Source organism: Microbulbifer maximicatervae (SeqCode), assembly GCF_052466985.1.
On record NZ_CP174298.1, the window covers coordinates 2,086,745 to 2,102,673 of the forward strand.

Sequence of the window (15,929 nt, forward strand, 5' to 3'; positions counted from 1 at the left end):
TTTAAAATGTCATTCGGGTCGTAAATTGTGTCCGCACCAAAGACCCCCTATCTCCATCTTTGTCTTTGCGAGCGCCGTAGAGCACCTCGATTCCAGTCAACCAACGGGGAAAGGGTAACCAGACAATATTGATACTGCGGTATTGGGTTGCTTTGTAGGCCTCACCGGGTTGGAAGTCCAGATTATCCTGCCTTACCCTGCCGTAGGTCGCTACGGTATACAGGCAAGGAGTCCACCAGTGCTGGTACCCCAGATACCAGGCTGTAGTGTTTAGTGCCTCTACGGAGTTATCAAAAAAATCATAAGCTGCATCTGGTGGCGCGTCATTAAGTAGACCGCTATATCCCGCACCGAGGGACAAAGAGTAATAAAGAACATCCTTGGAAAGTACGCCGGGCATATTGAAAGTGCCGCTTAAATTTAATCCCCAGCCGGTAGTCGATACGGCTGAATCCGGATCGCCACTCGCGCGCAAATCCCTTAATACCAAACCCGCTTGTACCTGGGACCTAGGCAAGTCCGACTCCAGCGCAAATACCGCATCGGGCCAGCGGGCAACCTCGGTTGCATCCTCGAATATTTGTGAATCCGGCGCTTCAATAGCCACCTTAAAGTAATACTGTGGCCCGTACCTCTTAATCCATCGGACCATTGAATGGCGCAAGCCAAATGCCGAATTAGGCCCCTGGAAATCCAGGGTATTGGGGACCGCTTCCAAGTTCGCAAATGTTGACCACTGCTGCCCCACAAGAATACTGCCCCCCCATAGCGCATTGCTCACTTCTCCATAAGCTTTGCGCATACGGGGATTGGGAGTGGTAACACTGGAGTCCTGCAGGAAGTCCATCGAAATCAGGGTTTTAAATTCACGTCCCTCCCAGTGCTGCAGGGTCTCAAATACCAACCTGGAGGTTTGCACGGTAAATTCTGTCTGCCCGTCTGCTCCCTCTGCAGCCGTTTTGTCGAAAGTCACAATATCGGCAGGTACAAATTGTGCGGGGCTGATGATCGCGTCGGTATCATAATTGACATCCAAGTCCGCAAAGCCACTGATCTTCGCCTTCATCGTATTTCCCAACAGGGGAATGGAGCCAGGCCACTCCGTTGTCGCATTGGCAATCACATCTTCGATGTCACTGGGGTCAGGCACCGCCTGATCAGACTGGGCCCGTGGCGGAGGCAGCGAACCAGGTGGAACTTCCTGGCGTATTTCCTCAATCTGTCGCTGTAAATCATTCATATCCTCCTTGCTCACCGGTGCTTCGACAGGCTGTACAGGAGTTACTTCCAGAGACGGTCGAGATGGTGATGCCCGTTGCATTTGCTCAATTTGCCGACGCAGGGCTTCGAGGTCTGCCTGTTGTTTCTGAATCTGAGCCTGCTGCTCTTCCAGCTGCTGTTGCTGGGCCTCAATCACCCGTATCAGATCATCAGCTTTAACATAAACTTCTGCAGTGGAGGATTGGGAAAAAAGAAGTGGGGCAAAACCGATTACTACGGCAGGAATTACTGGGGACTGGGTATTAATCTCCATCTGTCAGCCTCAACTCCACCTCCTGTGGGGCGGCCAACACAACTACACTGTCGGTTTCCCCGGCCTATCTGGAAAGCGTAGCTTAAGAGTCCGCAGCGCCAACCCAGGCCGGCACCAAGCAAAGATTGAAATTGAAGGACTGTACCACCGGGGACTCCGGTGGCACTTAAGAAAGGAAATTATTGACGGGCAAAACGCGGAGGCATACGTTTCTCAATGCGAGTCGATCTCAGCGGATTAATATCCAAGCCACCACGACGGGTATAGCGAGCACATACAGTTAACTCGGTAAATTCCGCCAACTGTTGCAAGTCGCAAAAGATACGCTCGACACAGTGCTCGTGAAAATCCTGGTGTTCGCGGAAGGAAACAATATAAGCCAACAGTGCCTCTCGCTTCAGTGCCGGCCCTTTATAGTCCACAACCACTGTCGCCCAATCCGGTTGTCCCGTTACCGGACAATTACTGCGCAGCAAGTGGCTATAAAGAACCTCACTCACATCTTCCTCACCGCCTTCGAGGGCGAGAAGTGCATGGTCCGGCTCGTAATTATTCACTTCTATATCGAGATGATCCAGACAATAGCCCTCTGGCTTCTCAACTGCCAGCGCTGCATCTTCCACATCCATCAGGGTAACGCCGACATTTGCCCCCGCCGCTGCAGAGAGGTCCCGCACCAGGGCATCCTGTACCAATCTCCAGGATTCAAACTTGCTCTGGTTGAAAGAGTTTAAATACAGCTTGAAGGATTTTGACTCCACCATGCAGGGGCTTTCTGCAGGAAAACTAAAACGAGCCACCGCCACCTGTGGTTTACCCCTGGGGTTCAACCAGGAAAGCTCAAAACCCCACCATTCGTCCTCTCCAAAGAAAGGCATTGCGCCGGCAGAGAGCCCCAACTGGGCTCGGGATACTGAGCGCTGAATTGGATGGAGCAACTCGGGGTTGTAAGTGGATTCGTAGGTGGTCTCCTGCCCCAGGGGGAGGTTTTGCCAGTCTTCTCTTGTCATAAATTTCTCAATGTCTCAGTCGCTTACCGTGGCTCATCAGATAAATGGCCCAGGATGCCAAAAGCGCAATAAATACCAGGACGCCAAAAAATGCCCCGACAACATTAATATCGGAAACACCCAAAATGCCGTAACGGAAGGAGTTCACCATATAAAGAATGGGGTTCAATTTCGACAACCCCTGCCAAAAAGGCGACAGCAGGTCGATAGAGTAAAACACACCTCCCAGGTATGTGAGGGGAGTTAATACAAAGGTCGGAATAATAGAGATAGCATCAAAACTATTGGCAAAAATAGCATTGATAAACCCTGCCAGGGAAAACAGCACCGCCGTCAAAAATACAATCGCTACCGTGACAAAGATGTGCTCTACCGTCAGTGAGGTAAAAAACATCGCTACGAGAGTCACTATCAACCCCACCATTAATCCCCGTGACACGCCACCGAGTACATAGCCCGCCATAATCACCCAATTCGGCGTTGGCGAAACCAGAAGCTCCTCCACACTGCGCTGAAATTTAGCGCTGTAAAAAGACGAAACTACGTTAGCGTAGGAGTTGGTAATCACCGACATCATGATCAAACCCGGCACAACAAACTCGATATACGGATAGCCCCCCATATCACCAATTCGCCGACCAATCAGGGAGCCAAAGATCACAAAGTACAGTGACATAGTGATTACCGGCGGTACCAGGGTCTGTGGCCATATACGCATAAAGCGCCGGACTTCCCGACGGTAAATAGTGCTGAATGATATCCAGATTAATCTGCCCTTCACTCTTCTAGCCCCGACATTTTTTCTTCCGACAACATGGACAGGAACAATTCCTCCAAGCGATTGGCGCGATTGCGCATACTGGTGACTGTGATGCCCTGCCGCTGCAATGACGCAAATACCTCGGTCAGAGATTGTCCCTTTTCAATAGTGACTTCCAGTGAGTGGTTGTCTCGCAAGCGCCCTTCATAACCGGACAAGTCCGGGCACTCAGTGAGAAATTCTGCGCAATCCAGGATAAAGGTTTCCCGGTTCAGGGTTTTCAGCAGTGACTTTATCGAAGTGTTCTCGACAATAGTGCCCTTGTCGATAATCGCTATATTGCGGCAGAGGCTCTCGGCTTCCTCCAGGTAGTGGGTGGTGAGAATAATTGTGGTGCCCTGCTGGTTTATTTTTTCCAGGAAACTCCACATGGAACGCCGCAGCTCTATATCCACACCGGCTGTGGGTTCATCCAGAATCAGTAATTTCGGCTCGTGAATCAGCGCGCGGGCAATCATCAATCTGCGTTTCATACCACCGGAGAGCATTCGCGCCTGGGTAGCGCGCTTATCCCACAGACCCAACTGTTTCAGGTATTTCTCAGTGCGTTCTTCAGCCAGTTTGCGCGGCATACCATAAAAACCGCCCTGGGTAACGACAATGTCGAACACTTTCTCAAACTGGCTGAAGTTAAATTCTTGTGGCACAACACCTAACAGGCGCTTGGCCGCAGCAAAATCGACGTCGATATCCTCACCAAAAATCGACACTGAACCACCGCTTTTGCGCACCAGGGAACAGATGATACCGATGGTGGTGGACTTCCCCGCCCCATTGGGGCCCAGCAGCGCAAAGAAGTCTCCCGGCTGCACGTCAAAACTGATGCCTTTCAGGGCCTGGAAACCATTGTCGTAGGTTTTCTGTAAGTTATGGATCGATAGCGCAGCGCTCATCTTGCACTCCTATAGTGGGGAGCGTTATTCAACGCGCTTGCCCGAATAATTTCAACCTGAGGGGAGCTAGGGTTTTTCATACACGTCACTTGGTGGGATGAACCGGAACTTGCAGGAGCCCCGGGCAAAAGTAACCGTGCAGAAGATAAGAATTACTATATCGGAAAAACAAAAAGCCGCTCGATTGAGCGGCTTTTTATTTTTGGAGCGGGAAACCGGGTTCGAACCGGCGACCTCAACCTTGGCAAGGTTGCGCTCTACCAACTGAGCTATTCCCGCAATTGACCCGGTAGCATTGCTACCGGGTCGTATTGGCATCCCCAAGGGGAGTCGAACCCCTGTTACCGCCGTGAAAGGGCGGTGTCCTAGGCCTCTAGACGATGGGGACAGAAACTTGCACTTCGACCTTTCGATCCGGTGCTGCCATGCTGTCCATGGCAATGCCACTGATTTCTCGGTGGCGTGCTCTCCGAGTTGACTAGAGATCATCTCGCAAAGCAGAAAATTGGAGCGGGAAACCGGGTTCGAACCGGCGACCTCAACCTTGGCAAGGTTGCGCTCTACCAACTGAGCTATTCCCGCAATTGACCCGGTAGCATTGCTACCGGGTCGTATTGGCATCCCCAAGGGGAGTCGAACCCCTGTTACCGCCGTGAAAGGGCGGTGTCCTAGGCCTCTAGACGATGGGGACAGAAACTTGCACTTCGACCTTTCGATCCGGTGCTGCCATGCTGTCCATGGCAATGCCACTGATTTCTCGGTGACGTGCTCTCCGAGTTGACTAGAGATCATCTCGCAAAGCAGAAAATTGGAGCGGGAAACCGGGTTCGAACCGGCGACCTCAACCTTGGCAAGGTTGCGCTCTACCAACTGAGCTATTCCCGCAATTGACCCGGTAGCATTGCTACCGGGTCGTATTGGCATCCCCAAGGGGAGTCGAACCCCTGTTACCGCCGTGAAAGGGCGGTGTCCTAGGCCTCTAGACGATGGGGACAGAAACTTGCACTTCGATCTTTCGATCCGGCGCTGCCATGCTGTCCATGGCAATGCCACTGATTTCTCGGTGGCGTGCTTTCCGAGTTGACTAGAGATCATCTCGCAAAGCGGAAATTTGGAGCGGGAAACCGGGTTCGAACCGGCGACCTCAACCTTGGCAAGGTTGCGCTCTACCAACTGAGCTATTCCCGCGTGGCATCCCCAAGGGGAGTCGAACCCCTGTTACCGCCGTGAAAGGGCGGTGTCCTAGGCCTCTAGACGATGGGGACCCAGAAACCTTCTGTCGTTTCGCTCCACCTTTGAGTGTAGCCCTGCGTCAGAAGTGGGGCGCATTCTATGGACCACCGCTAAACCTGTCAACACTCTTTTTGATTTTTTTTCTTTTGTTGTCAGACACTTACAAAACCCAGCCATTTCTGGAGTGCATTCTAGTACCGCTCTGTGCCAGTTCCCTCGAGCACCAGCGCATGCAGGTGCAACTCTTCCAGAAATTGGCGGATACGCTTCGCATTGGTACCCAAGTCACTGACCCCGACTCGAGAGCTGGAACGCACATCGACTTTGGAGCCACCACCCACGTCAGCGCTGACCCGTACAACGATATCGTCCGTAAAACCGAGAATCGGTGTTTTCGCTACAGCCTCCAGGTGGCCCCGCTGAGGCTCATAGGAAACCACTTTCCAACCCAGGTCTTCGGCCACTTCAGCAGCGATCTCAGTGGTACGAGCTATCGGGAAGTCCACGTGCAACGGCATTATATCGGCATATATATCCGCCTCCCGCTGCAATTCGGCCACCTTCTCTCCACCGTATTCGGCACTGTTGTCGCCTTTCTGGCGCAACTTCAATACCTCTTGATACTGGGGGGGATTGCGGGTATCGGTACTGATGTCGTGAATTCTTGGCACATCGAAGTTGCCCTTGCCTACGGTTACCAGAGGTATTGCCACCGGCAGCAGTCCGAGCAACGCCGCCCACAGAGCATTGCTGCGCACCAACGGCTTGCTCTTGCTCACTCCCCAGACAAAAACAAACAGGCTCAGTAGCGCAATTGCCAAGGCTGCACCGCCAGAAAACACAAATATTTTGAAAACCACAGAGAAGTGCAGCAGCCCGTAACGCAAGGCGGCAGCCGCAAGGACGATCAGCAGTAACAGAATCCACTGCACCCGCAATAGCCAATTACTCCAGTGTGATTCCGTCACTCAGTGTCATCCTCCGTTTCATCACTGCCCTGGTCCAGCTTCACCGATAGAGAGTTCACACAGTAGCGAAGTCCCGTATCGGTGGGACCATCGTCGAACACATGACCGAGATGGGCATCGCACTTACTGCAGCGAATCTCTACACGCTGCATACCGTAGCTGCTGTCAGGCAGCTCCTTCACCGCACCTTCATAATGCTCTGCATCAAAGCTGGGCCAACCACACCCGCTCTCAAATTTTGACTGCGAGCCGAATAAAACCTCGCCGCAGCAACGACAACGATAGACGCCATCGTCAAAAACATCCCAATATTCGCCGCTAAACGGCGCCTCTGTCCCACCTTCCCGGCAGACCTCAAACTCCTCATCTGTAAGCTTATCCCGCCAGTAGTTCTCATCCATCTGTTTTGACATACTCTAGTGTTTCCGTAATCAATTGGGGTTTCCGGTCAGGCGTCACTTTGTGGCAATGCCTATGTGTATCGGTTCCCGGTTTCCCGCAGGAGTGGTACCTACCGCTGGTGGACATTACCCGGTTTTCGCGCACTGAACTCGCGGCCCTGGGCCGCTCCTGCTCTGCAATAGAGCTTCCAGGTCACCATGAAGGACATCAATAAATCAGAAAAACTGCACGGCGTCTGCTACGAAATTCGCGGCCCCGTGATGGAGCAGGCCCAGCGCATGGAAGAGGAAGGCCACCGCATCCTCAAGCTGAATATTGGCAACCCTGCCCCCTTCGGTTTTAACGCCCCCGACGAGATTATCCAAGACGTCATTCACAATCTCTCTGAGGCACAGGGCTACGTCGAGTCCAAAGGGCTCTTCGCTGCGCGTAAGGCCATTATGCAAGAGTGCCAGACCCTGGGTATCCCGGGCGTCGAAATTAACGATATTTACCTGGGCAATGGCGTTTCCGAACTGATCTCCATGAGCACCCAGGCCCTTCTCAACAATGGCGACGAAATGCTGTTGCCAATGCCCAACTACCCCCTGTGGATGGCCGCCACCAACCTCACCGGTGCCAAGCCAGTTCTCTATCGCTGCGACGAGGAGTCCGGATGGCTGCCAGATATTGAGGATATCAAAGCAAAAATCACTTCAAAAACCCGCGGCATAGTGGTTATCAATCCCAATAATCCCACTGGCGCCGTTTATCCCCGGGAACTACTGGAGGATATTGTCGAGGTTGCCCGCAGTCACAACCTGGTGATCTTCGCCGATGAGATTTATAGCAAGATTCTCTACGACGATGCGGAATTTACCCCGATGGCCAAGCTGGCCCCGGACGTGCTCTGCCTGAGTTTTAACGGCCTGTCCAAGTCCTACCGGCTGGCCGGCTTCCGCTCTGGCTGGATGATTATCAGCGGCACCAAACACCGGGCCAAGGGCTTTATCCAGGGGATGGAAATACTCGCTTCCATGCGCCTGTGCGGCAATGTACCCGCCATGTTCGCAGTACAAACCGCTCTCGGTGGCTACCAGAGTATTAACGATTTGGTCCTGCCCGGCGGGCGCCTGCGCCAACAGCGAGATATGGCCCACCGCATGCTCAATGACATTCCCGGTGTGAGCTGTGTCAAACCTAGCGGTGCTATCTACTTGTTTCCCAAGCTGCATCTGGATCATCATAAGATCGAAAATGACGAGCAGCTGGTGCTGGATTTCCTGCGCCAGGAAAAAATACTACTGGCCCAAGGCAGTGCCTTCCACTGGGATGCACCGGACCACCTGCGCATTGTCTTCCTGCCCCGTGCCGACGACTTATCGCATGCGATGGAACGCCTGGGCGACTTTTTGGAGCGATATTCCTGCTGATGCTGGACGATTTACATATTCATGATTTTTACCGGGATGCCGGCAGGGTTCTGCTGGCAATGTTTAATCAATTCCCGGTACCGGCAACCGTTTACGTGGAAGATATTTCCGGCCCTGACTCACCGGATGAGTACGGGCTGCACTCCCCCCGCCATTTAGCCTGCCTGGGGTCCATGACCTGGCTAAAGCAGAGTGGCTATATCAGCTTTTCCCAGCTGGTGCGCCAGGAGGCGATGGAGGATGCGGTATTAACCCACAAGGGTTTCCTGCTAATGATTAATGCCGGAGCTGAGTCCGGGCAGAGCAACGCCCAGTTGCTCAACAGCGCTGTGCGCGAGGGATCATCAGGCCAGTTGCAGGCGCTGATGGAGCGCTTGATGCGAGAGTTTGCCGCGCTGTAAGAGGCTCCTTAATGCGCGGCATTGGCAATCGTCATTACTGGGATTGGCGACGATATTTAACGTGCAACATTTTTAGGGCAGCATCCGGGTCCCGATCAGGGAAATCCGGGTTCTGCTCCAAGCGAGCTACAACTTCATAACCGCTGTCAGATCCGAGGATTAACTCTCTAAACTGGGCTTCGCTGTGCCGGGGCGAGTTGATCACCATCAGCAGATCCGCCTCAGCGGCGAGACAAGCGGGCAGCTGCCTCAGCAACTTTTCATAATTCTGGCTGACATCGAAGCGACCTTTTTGTCGTGTCGGCGGATCGACAATGCCCAGGTCAAAGGGGCCGCGACGGTCGAAGCGCTTGAATTGACGCAGTGCATCGAATTGCAGGAACTGAACCCCTTTGAGCGACAGCCCATTAACCTCGTGATTTTCCCGTCCGCGATTTAAAACACCGCGATTGACATCCACATTGACAATATCGATATCACCTGCCGCTCGCGCGACCGCAGAAAAGGCACAGGTGAAAGCGAAAAGGTTGAGCATTTTTGCCGACGCCTGCCCGGCTCTTGCACGCACCTGCTCTTCAAGCCAGGCCCTGCCCGGCTCAATATCCAGGAAGAAACCAACATTTTGGCGATCAAACGTGAGGGGGAATTTAAGGTCTCCACGCTGCGCGACAGGGTCTGTTACCGGCTCTCCGAAGTGCCACTGTAAAGGTGCCCCAGGGAGATAGCGTCGCTGCGCAGCGACCCCCTGATAACCTCGCGCCTCGGCCATTTGCCAGAGCTTTTCACACAGCTCTACTTCATCTTCATATTCTTCAAAAAAAGTCACCAGCAAAGCGGGGAAAAAGCTGTCGACGCAGACTTGCTCCAAGCCCTCATAGCTGCGACCCCGGCCGTGAAAAAAACGACGGCTGTCGCCAACATTTTGTCCTAGTTTATTTTCTACCTGCTCCAGCAGTAACTGCCAATCTGCACTCATCGCTTATTGAATATCCCCGTTACTCAGTGGATAAAGAATGGTATCCCGGTAACCGGTAACCACTCGAATAAAACCACTCCACCGTTTATCAAGCTTGGGGTTACCGCTATCGATTAATAGCGGGCGCCCATGCAATTCCGTAATTTTTGTTTTAGTTGCAACCACGATTAAATTATCGCGCCCAACGCGCCGCAGTACATTGGCTGACAATTGTTGGTTACCCCGGCCAATTAAATGACCCTGGCCACCAATGGCGGTGAGAATGATTTTTACCGGCCCGCGGTGATCGGCAATGGCCTGTTCAATTTGCGGCGCACTGACATCCAACTGCAACAACTGGCCATCCAGTAATAAATCCACCCCCAACAGTGTCCCCTCACAGCCCAACTCGCTGAGGATTGCCAATGTAGTAGAGCCTGGGCCAACGACATACAGGGTTTGCGGGTCCAGGTCTTCGGTAATCTCTGCGGCGATATCCGCAACTGCCAGCTCTTCCACTTCGCGGCCGGCATTTTTTACCGCCTGTAAAAACTGGCCTTCCTGGGGCACCAGCAATTCGCCGTAGTAACGCGTGGTTACCCGCCCACTGCGGAATGACTGCTCATCAATATCCCGCACTTCACGCTCAGCGAGGTCCACCAGCTGCCCCGCCATCAGACGGCGCAAAACCTCGCCACCCGCTTTAGGGGAAATCGCAAAACAGGCGGAGTGCATTTTCACTCCGGCGGGAATACCCAGTACCGGGAAATTATCCCCCAGGGCATTGACGATATTTCTCGCAGTGCCGTCACCGCCAATAAAAACAATGAGGTCTGCACCATTGTTGCGGATAGTGGCTGCTGCACGCTCTGTATCTTCTGGGGAGGATGGCGAGCACTCGGCCACGCCCACTTCACAGACAGAAAAACCGAGTTTACGCGCTGTACTGGCCCCCATATCGCCGGCAAAGCACAGGATTTCCAGCTCATCCTTATAGGGTTTTAACTCCTCAAGGGCCAGCGCCGCACGCTGATTTGCCTGGGGCTCGATACCTGCGTCCAGCGCGCGTTGCACCGTTTCGGCACCATCGCTCCCCTTGAGACCTGCCGGGCCGCCAATGCCAGCCCAGGGGTTAATGATTAAACCAAGCTTTTTTACTTGTTTACTTAACTGCACGCCAACCCCAACACTTCCAGTTGCCGCTTCTCTTCGTCACCCAAATTCTGGGCTGAAGTTTTGCAGTGACTGAACTCCAGGCGCTCGGGGTACTCTTTACGCAGCAAATCAAAAGCCTTCTCCATCGGCACATCACCTACTGCCGCCGCGCGCAGGCGGCGATCGTCCGCGCGGGGGTTGTACATCTGCAACAGTAATTCTTCTGCTGAGTCTCCCGTGATCTCTTTAGATGTAACAGCCGGCTGACATTCCGCAGACATAGGTGCAATACCCAATTCCCGGCACAAGGCCTCGCGAATCATACGGGTGCCAGCCAGCTTCCCATCCAGGCTGTAACCGGCAATATGCGGTGTACCCAGGTCAACATGCTGCAATAATTCAATATCGATATCCGGTTCGTTCTCCCATACGTCCAGTACAGAAGTAAAACGCTTGCCCCGCTGGATTTCCGCCAGCAGTGCCCGGTTATCTACCACCCCACCCCGGCCGGCGCTAATCAAGATGCTGCCATCGCGGAGCTGGCGCAACTGCTCTGCTCCAATCATATGGAAACTGGGGTAGGTGCCGCCCTTAACCAGCGGTGCGTGAAGGCAAACAATATCCTGGCTCAGCACCTTTGCCAGCTCACTCGCATCCGGGTTTTTCGGTAGCCAGGGATCGTAAACTGCGCAGGAAACCCCGAGGGCATGCAAGCGCTGTTGCAATAATCCGCCCACATTGCCGCAGCCCACTATGCCGAAGCTGCGCCCATGCCAGTCAATTTCCAGTGCGGCCAGGGTGCAGAAAACATACTCCACCACGGAGTTGGCATTGCAGCCAGGCGCGGCGCTCCAAAAGATCTCATTGCGTTCCAACCACTGGGTATCCAGGTGATCAGTGCCTATGGTGCAGCTGCCAACAAAGCGCACCCGGGTCCCCTCCAGCAGGCTTTGATCAACCTGGGTGACCGAGCGCACCAACAAAATATCCGCATCAATTAATTGTTCTCGGCTCAAGGTGCGGCCGTGGTAGCGCTCCAGCGTTCCCAGATCACCGAAATACTCCTCCAACGCAGGAATATTCTCATCGGCGACAATTTTTAATCCCGCACTCTGTGCAGCGCTATCCGTCATGTAAGTTCTCCATCAACACCCGCTAAGGTGCGTTCAATCTTCTTGCTCAGGCCGCCGATACCAAATTCCTCCGCCAGGGCACGGGCCAGATAGACATCTACCGGCTGTGGGCGCAAATCTGCCAGCTTTATCCCCAGCGGAACCCGCTCCTCAAGACTGGTCAGGCGCTTGGCGAGGTGCAGCTGCTCTTCGTATTCCTCTATCCGGGCCACCAATCCCTTGGCTCCGCGAATGGGCATTGTGGCAAGGGCATCGAGCTGCTCCAGCAACATTTCTATAGTGTCGAATGTCTCTAACAGGCGTGCCGCTGTCTTTGGGCCAACGCCGGGTATCCCGGGAATATCATCGCTGGTGTCTCCCACCAGGGCCAGATAGTCGGGAACCTGCTCCGGGCGCACACCGAACTTTTCCCGTACGCCTTCGCCATCCAGGTGCCGGTCGTTGGCAAAATCCCACAGGGATACAGCGCCCCGAGCCAGCAGCTGCCCCAGATCCTTGTCCCGGCTCACGACCACTGGGTTATGCCGGTGCAGCTTCCGGGTTAACGTGGCCAGTATGTCATCGGCCTCGTAGCGCTCACTGGAAAAGCTGGCAATACCCAGTACCTCAGCCATTTCCCGGCACGCCGCTAGCTGGAAAGCCAGGGCTTCATCTGGCAGTGCGCGACTGCACTTATAGTCCGGGTAAATCTCATTGCGAAAACAGCTTCCCAATGATTCGTCGAAGGCGCAGGCAATATAGCCCGGTTGTCGCGCCAACATATCCAACAGGAAGTTAGTAAAGCCGTAAACGGCTTCAGTGGAGTAGCCACTGCGACTCTCCCAGTTGGGCGGCAGCGCAAAGTAGTAGCGAAAAATATATACCGATGCGTCTATGAGATAACTATTCAAGAGAGATCCGCCAATTGGTAGCTGCCCCGGTCAAAAGGATTGGGACAACCGAATTCCTTCATCAGGGCTTCGGCGAATGCACAGGCCCGAGGGTTGGGCCGGCTATCACAATAGTCCAGAACTTGCTGCCAGATGGCCTTTTTAAACGGGTCGCTGGCGCCCAATCCATTCTCCAGATTGTCGGCGCTCACGCGGAACTTGAGTCCGCAAGCCCGTGCAAAGATCCATTCAAGGGCCTGTGGCTTGACCTCTACCTGCTCGAACTCAGCCTGCTGGTCGGCACTGCGACCATCCGGCGCATACCAGTAACCGTAATCTGGCAACTGCCGCCGGGCCTCTCCGGCGACACACCAGTGCGCGACTTCATGCAAAGCGCTGGCGGCATAGTCCAGGGTGAACTCTACCTGGTGGTAGGGTTGACCTTCCCCCCTGGGCCGGTAATAGGGCTCGCAAAAGCCCCCGCGAAGTCGGGTATTGAGCCCATTTGGGTCTGAAAAACAGTGATCGAAGACTCTGACGATACGATCAGCAATTGGCAGTTTCGTAGGAACAGAAGCCATTTCTGCGGTTGCAACAGGCAAGGCGTTCTCCGGGATACCTCAAAGGCGGGGACTATATCAACGCCTGCGCCCCGATCAAAGCGCAGGCGCTTGCGGGGCGCAAAAGGCGCTGGTTGTATTTCGGCAAATCAACATATACCTTTAGGAACAGGGATGCCGCAGAGGGCGTGTCCTTCTAGCGTCTCCCCGAGGAGGGAATTAAAGCAATCAAACACCCTCCTGCCCCAGTCTTCCTTCAGAGGTAGGGCATTTCGCTGTCGCACCTTCATCTGACGTGGAGATGGTATACAACCGGCCCTGCAAGGAGGTGTTCCATGACAGACCACAGTATCAACAATGTGGTTGACCTCTTCACCGGCGAGCCCATCGAAACTTCTGCGGACAGGCGCTTTATTCGCCTATCGCCGGAGCTAGACGGCTTGGAAATGCTCTACTCCAACAACTCCAGCGGCACAGATCTATATAGCCTGAAAGTTTTATGCTGGGGTCTCAAAGCAAATGGCGAGGTCGTAGGCCTCGTTCCCTGGTTAAACACCATAGTGGCCTGTCCCGACATCAAGGACCCTCTCGACGGACGCTTTGAGGGCTACTATGACCCCGGCATTGAGGAAATCTTTCATCAGCCCCCCATTCACAAGATCGTCGAGCTGGAGACTGCGGCGGAATACTTTGAATACGAGAGCAATAAAGCTGAGGAAGTACTCCAGGAGATCCCCGACACCATCGGCACCCACGCTGTGTTTATGGATGAACAGCGCGAGAACCTGACACTGATTGAGGTCGTCAGCTGGAGGTTGCACGCCGACGGGGAGATTCACGGCATGCTAATAGACCACGATATCGTTGAAACCACTCCGGTTTTACCGGGGGATCACTGCCTGTACCCCGCGCAGGAGAGCGAGGGATTCCGGTACTTTTTCCAACACCATATCGCTAACAAAATTAAATCCGAGGACCCCGAAGCCCTGGCCGCTATCGCTGCCCTGGTGACAGCTCCCTAGGGACTGTTGGGTCTTAATATTCAGGAGTGTGCCAGCCCCCGCCAATGGCATGGGGGCTGGAGCAACCGCGACCCGCTATTCCGCTTTTTTAATCCAGTAGACAAATTCGTCATTTTCCTCTGCGTGCTGCACCAGCTCATATCCAAGAAATTGGCAGAACTTGGGCACATCCCGCTGAGTAGAGGGGTCGGTAGCAACCATTTTCAACACTTCACCATCGGCGACATTGCGCACCGCTGAATGCAGCATCATGACGGGTTCCGGGCACAGGAGGCCACGGGCATCTAAGGTGTGATCTGACTTCATAAGTATTATTGTGCGCAATTTTACCGCCGTCGTCATCTCCAGAGGCATGAGGGCCACGCGGTAATTCCCCTGCGCCCGCACTAAAATCCTCATAGGGCTTACGCAATTCGGGCTGACAATGATCTATGTGTTGATAGAACGGGAAATTGCGGCAGAAATGCAGGGCAGCTATGAAGAGGCCGCCCGCAAAATCCTCACTTGCGCCTACCGCACCGTAGGCTTTATCGAGGGGCAGACCTATATCGAGAAGGGCAATCCCTTGCGGCGCTTCACACTCTCCAAATGGCAATCTGAACTCCATTGGCAACACTGGTATACTAGCCAGGAGCGCCGTGCACAGATGAATCTACTCAACCCACTGATGGTGCGGGAAGAGCGCATTACTGTCCTGGAGATCGCAGCATAAACTGGGCAGCCAATTCTACTGCGGATTGCCAATGCTGAAGTTGGTTAAAACCGCTGGCGCGACGGGGTTTAAAGTCGTGATCGCCATCTTCCAGCCACTCGACCTCAATGGTGTTCGCCAATCCGTAGCCTTCTACCTCAGCCCGACTGCCTAATGGGTCCCGATCTCCCTGTATCACCAAGGTCTGGCAGCGAATATCCACCAAGTGCTCGGTACGCAGCTTTTCCGGCTTGCCCTGGGGGTGAAAGGGATACCCCAGGCATACGGCACCGGCAATCGTCTTCTGCCCCCAGTATTCATCCGCCAATAGACTCGCCACGCGCCCGCCCATGGACTTACCACCGATAAACAGGGGCAATTCGGAGCCTAGCTGGACGATTTGCTCGCGAAAAGACTCTTGCAGCTGGGGCATGGTATTGGGTGGCCGCTTACTTCCCCCGGTGCGCCGCTGCGCCATATAGGGAAACTCAAAACGGACAACTTCCACACCCTGCTCACACAGCCCCTGCGCCAGGAACTGCATAAACTCACTATCCATCGGCGCCCCGGCGCCATGAGCAAACAGAAAGCGCGCACGGGGCTCACTCGGGCTATCGATTAACCATTCAGACATCGGGGGGCAGGTCCTCGGCCAGGACCAGGTTTACGGTTTCTTCACCGGGCTCAAACCAGATCACCACTTGGCCGGATTGCAGCTGGCGACGCAGGCTGGCAACTTTGTCCACCAGTTCCACTTCACGCTCACCGTATTCGGTGCCCTCGCGAGTGGCGTACTCTTCCAGCAAACTTTGCAGGGTATCGGCTTCTAGTTGTTCGAAGGGAATAATCATACAGCGACTAATTCAGGTAG

Annotated in this window: 18 protein-coding genes and 8 tRNA genes; 4 read left to right on the plus strand and 22 right to left on the minus strand. The window is 54.1% G+C overall.

From position 1 onward, the window contains the following. Position 1: 1 nt before the first annotated feature. The 14 genes from ACJJI3_RS09080 to msrB all read right to left on the minus strand — a co-directional run bounded on the left by ACJJI3_RS09080 (position 2) and on the right by msrB (position 6,871). Positions 2 to 1,534: a DcaP family trimeric outer membrane transporter gene (locus tag ACJJI3_RS09080; RefSeq protein WP_444942209.1), complete on the minus strand. Its 1,533-nt coding sequence runs from the start codon at positions 1,532 to 1,534 to the stop codon at positions 2 to 4. Between the two features lie 179 nt (positions 1,535 to 1,713). Then, complete coding sequence (gene queF / locus ACJJI3_RS09085) at positions 1,714 to 2,544, minus strand: NADPH-dependent 7-cyano-7-deazaguanine reductase QueF (protein WP_444942210.1); 831 nt, start codon at positions 2,542 to 2,544, stop codon at positions 1,714 to 1,716. A 7-nt stretch (positions 2,545 to 2,551) separates the two neighbouring features. Continuing rightward, on the minus strand, positions 2,552 to 3,325 hold the full coding sequence (locus ACJJI3_RS09090; RefSeq protein WP_413665084.1) for an ABC transporter permease: 774 nt from the start codon (positions 3,323 to 3,325) through the stop codon (positions 2,552 to 2,554). Then, a complete protein-coding gene (locus ACJJI3_RS09095) occupies positions 3,322 to 4,257 on the minus strand; it encodes an ABC transporter ATP-binding protein (protein WP_413665083.1) in 936 nt (311 codons plus the stop codon). Before ACJJI3_RS09095 ends, ACJJI3_RS09090 begins: the two co-directional genes overlap by 4 nt. Positions 4,258 to 4,460: 203 nt before the next feature. Further along, a tRNA-Gly gene (locus ACJJI3_RS09100) sits at positions 4,461 to 4,536 on the minus strand. Between the two features lie 33 nt (positions 4,537 to 4,569). After that, positions 4,570 to 4,645 (minus strand) — tRNA-Glu (locus ACJJI3_RS09105). Positions 4,646 to 4,763: 118 nt separating this feature from the next. After that, positions 4,764 to 4,839: transfer RNA gene (locus ACJJI3_RS09110), tRNA-Gly, on the minus strand. A 33-nt stretch (positions 4,840 to 4,872) separates the two neighbouring features. Further along, positions 4,873 to 4,948 (minus strand) — tRNA-Glu (locus ACJJI3_RS09115). 118 nt (positions 4,949 to 5,066) lie between these two features. Further along, a tRNA-Gly gene (locus ACJJI3_RS09120) sits at positions 5,067 to 5,142 on the minus strand. A 33-nt stretch (positions 5,143 to 5,175) separates the two neighbouring features. Further along, positions 5,176 to 5,251, minus strand: a tRNA-Glu gene (locus ACJJI3_RS09125). Positions 5,252 to 5,369: 118 nt separating this feature from the next. After that, positions 5,370 to 5,445 (minus strand) — tRNA-Gly (locus tag ACJJI3_RS09130). 1 nt (position 5,446) lies between these two features. Next, positions 5,447 to 5,522, minus strand: a tRNA-Glu gene (locus tag ACJJI3_RS09135). Positions 5,523 to 5,681: 159 nt separating this feature from the next. Beyond that, a complete protein-coding gene (locus tag ACJJI3_RS09140) occupies positions 5,682 to 6,458 on the minus strand; it encodes a DUF1499 domain-containing protein (protein ID WP_282933544.1) in 777 nt (258 codons plus the stop codon). Beyond that, on the minus strand, positions 6,455 to 6,871 hold the full coding sequence (gene msrB, locus ACJJI3_RS09145; RefSeq protein ID WP_413665066.1) for a peptide-methionine (R)-S-oxide reductase MsrB: 417 nt from the start codon (positions 6,869 to 6,871) through the stop codon (positions 6,455 to 6,457). Before msrB ends, ACJJI3_RS09140 begins: the two co-directional genes overlap by 4 nt. A 186-nt stretch (positions 6,872 to 7,057) precedes the next feature. Between msrB and ACJJI3_RS09150 the strand changes: the two genes are divergently transcribed. Both ACJJI3_RS09150 and ACJJI3_RS09155 read left to right on the plus strand, forming a co-directional pair. Then, complete coding sequence (locus tag ACJJI3_RS09150; protein WP_444942211.1) at positions 7,058 to 8,272, plus strand: pyridoxal phosphate-dependent aminotransferase; 1,215 nt, start codon at positions 7,058 to 7,060, stop codon at positions 8,270 to 8,272. Continuing rightward, the gene (locus ACJJI3_RS09155) at positions 8,272 to 8,673 is read left to right on the plus strand and encodes a hypothetical protein (protein ID WP_444896621.1); all 402 of its coding nucleotides are present in this window, start codon (positions 8,272 to 8,274) and stop codon (positions 8,671 to 8,673) included. The genes ACJJI3_RS09150 and ACJJI3_RS09155 overlap by 1 nt, the downstream gene beginning before the upstream one ends. 34 nt (positions 8,674 to 8,707) lie before the next feature. Here the strand turns inward: ACJJI3_RS09155 and ACJJI3_RS09160 are convergent, their stop codons facing one another. Genes ACJJI3_RS09160 through ACJJI3_RS09180 form a run of 5 tightly spaced genes read right to left on the minus strand, consistent with a single transcriptional unit; the run spans position 8,708 to position 13,387 of the window. Next, on the minus strand, positions 8,708 to 9,649 hold the full coding sequence (locus ACJJI3_RS09160) for a class I SAM-dependent methyltransferase (protein WP_444942212.1): 942 nt from the start codon (positions 9,647 to 9,649) through the stop codon (positions 8,708 to 8,710). Positions 9,650 to 9,652: 3 nt separating this feature from the next. Then, positions 9,653 to 10,804: an ATP-NAD kinase family protein gene (locus tag ACJJI3_RS09165; RefSeq protein WP_444942213.1), complete on the minus strand. Its 1,152-nt coding sequence runs from the start codon at positions 10,802 to 10,804 to the stop codon at positions 9,653 to 9,655. Continuing rightward, on the minus strand, positions 10,795 to 11,916 hold the full coding sequence (locus ACJJI3_RS09170; protein ID WP_444942214.1) for a 4-phosphoerythronate dehydrogenase: 1,122 nt from the start codon (positions 11,914 to 11,916) through the stop codon (positions 10,795 to 10,797). Before ACJJI3_RS09170 ends, ACJJI3_RS09165 begins: the two co-directional genes overlap by 10 nt. Continuing rightward, positions 11,913 to 12,806 (minus strand): 5'-3' exonuclease, encoded by an 894-nt coding sequence (locus tag ACJJI3_RS09175; RefSeq protein WP_444942215.1) that lies wholly within the window; start codon positions 12,804 to 12,806, stop codon positions 11,913 to 11,915. The genes ACJJI3_RS09170 and ACJJI3_RS09175 overlap by 4 nt, the downstream gene beginning before the upstream one ends. Further along, positions 12,803 to 13,387, minus strand: coding sequence for an elongation factor P hydroxylase (locus ACJJI3_RS09180; protein WP_444942216.1), 585 nt, complete (start codon positions 13,385 to 13,387; stop codon positions 12,803 to 12,805). Before ACJJI3_RS09180 ends, ACJJI3_RS09175 begins: the two co-directional genes overlap by 4 nt. A 293-nt stretch (positions 13,388 to 13,680) precedes the next feature. On the opposite strand from ACJJI3_RS09180, the gene ACJJI3_RS09185 reads away from it, so the two are divergent. After that, entirely contained in the window at positions 13,681 to 14,367 is a 687-nt protein-coding gene (locus ACJJI3_RS09185) for a hypothetical protein (protein WP_108732560.1), read from the plus strand. A gap of 75 nt (positions 14,368 to 14,442) precedes the next feature. Here the strand turns inward: ACJJI3_RS09185 and tusA are convergent, their stop codons facing one another. Then, a complete protein-coding gene (gene tusA / locus ACJJI3_RS09190; RefSeq protein ID WP_444942551.1) occupies positions 14,443 to 14,721 on the minus strand; it encodes a sulfurtransferase TusA in 279 nt (92 codons plus the stop codon). Positions 14,722 to 14,791: 70 nt separating this feature from the next. Between tusA and ACJJI3_RS09195 the strand changes: the two genes are divergently transcribed. After that, a complete protein-coding gene (locus tag ACJJI3_RS09195; RefSeq protein WP_413665059.1) occupies positions 14,792 to 15,079 on the plus strand; it encodes an antibiotic biosynthesis monooxygenase family protein in 288 nt (95 codons plus the stop codon). Here ACJJI3_RS09195 and ACJJI3_RS09200 read toward each other — a convergent pair. Beyond that, complete coding sequence (locus ACJJI3_RS09200) at positions 15,054 to 15,692, minus strand: alpha/beta family hydrolase (protein WP_444942217.1); 639 nt, start codon at positions 15,690 to 15,692, stop codon at positions 15,054 to 15,056. The genes ACJJI3_RS09195 and ACJJI3_RS09200 overlap by 26 nt on opposite strands. Further along, on the minus strand, positions 15,685 to 15,909 hold the full coding sequence (locus ACJJI3_RS09205) for a YheU family protein (RefSeq protein ID WP_444916617.1): 225 nt from the start codon (positions 15,907 to 15,909) through the stop codon (positions 15,685 to 15,687). Before ACJJI3_RS09205 ends, ACJJI3_RS09200 begins: the two co-directional genes overlap by 8 nt. Positions 15,910 to 15,929: the final 20 nt, after the last annotated feature.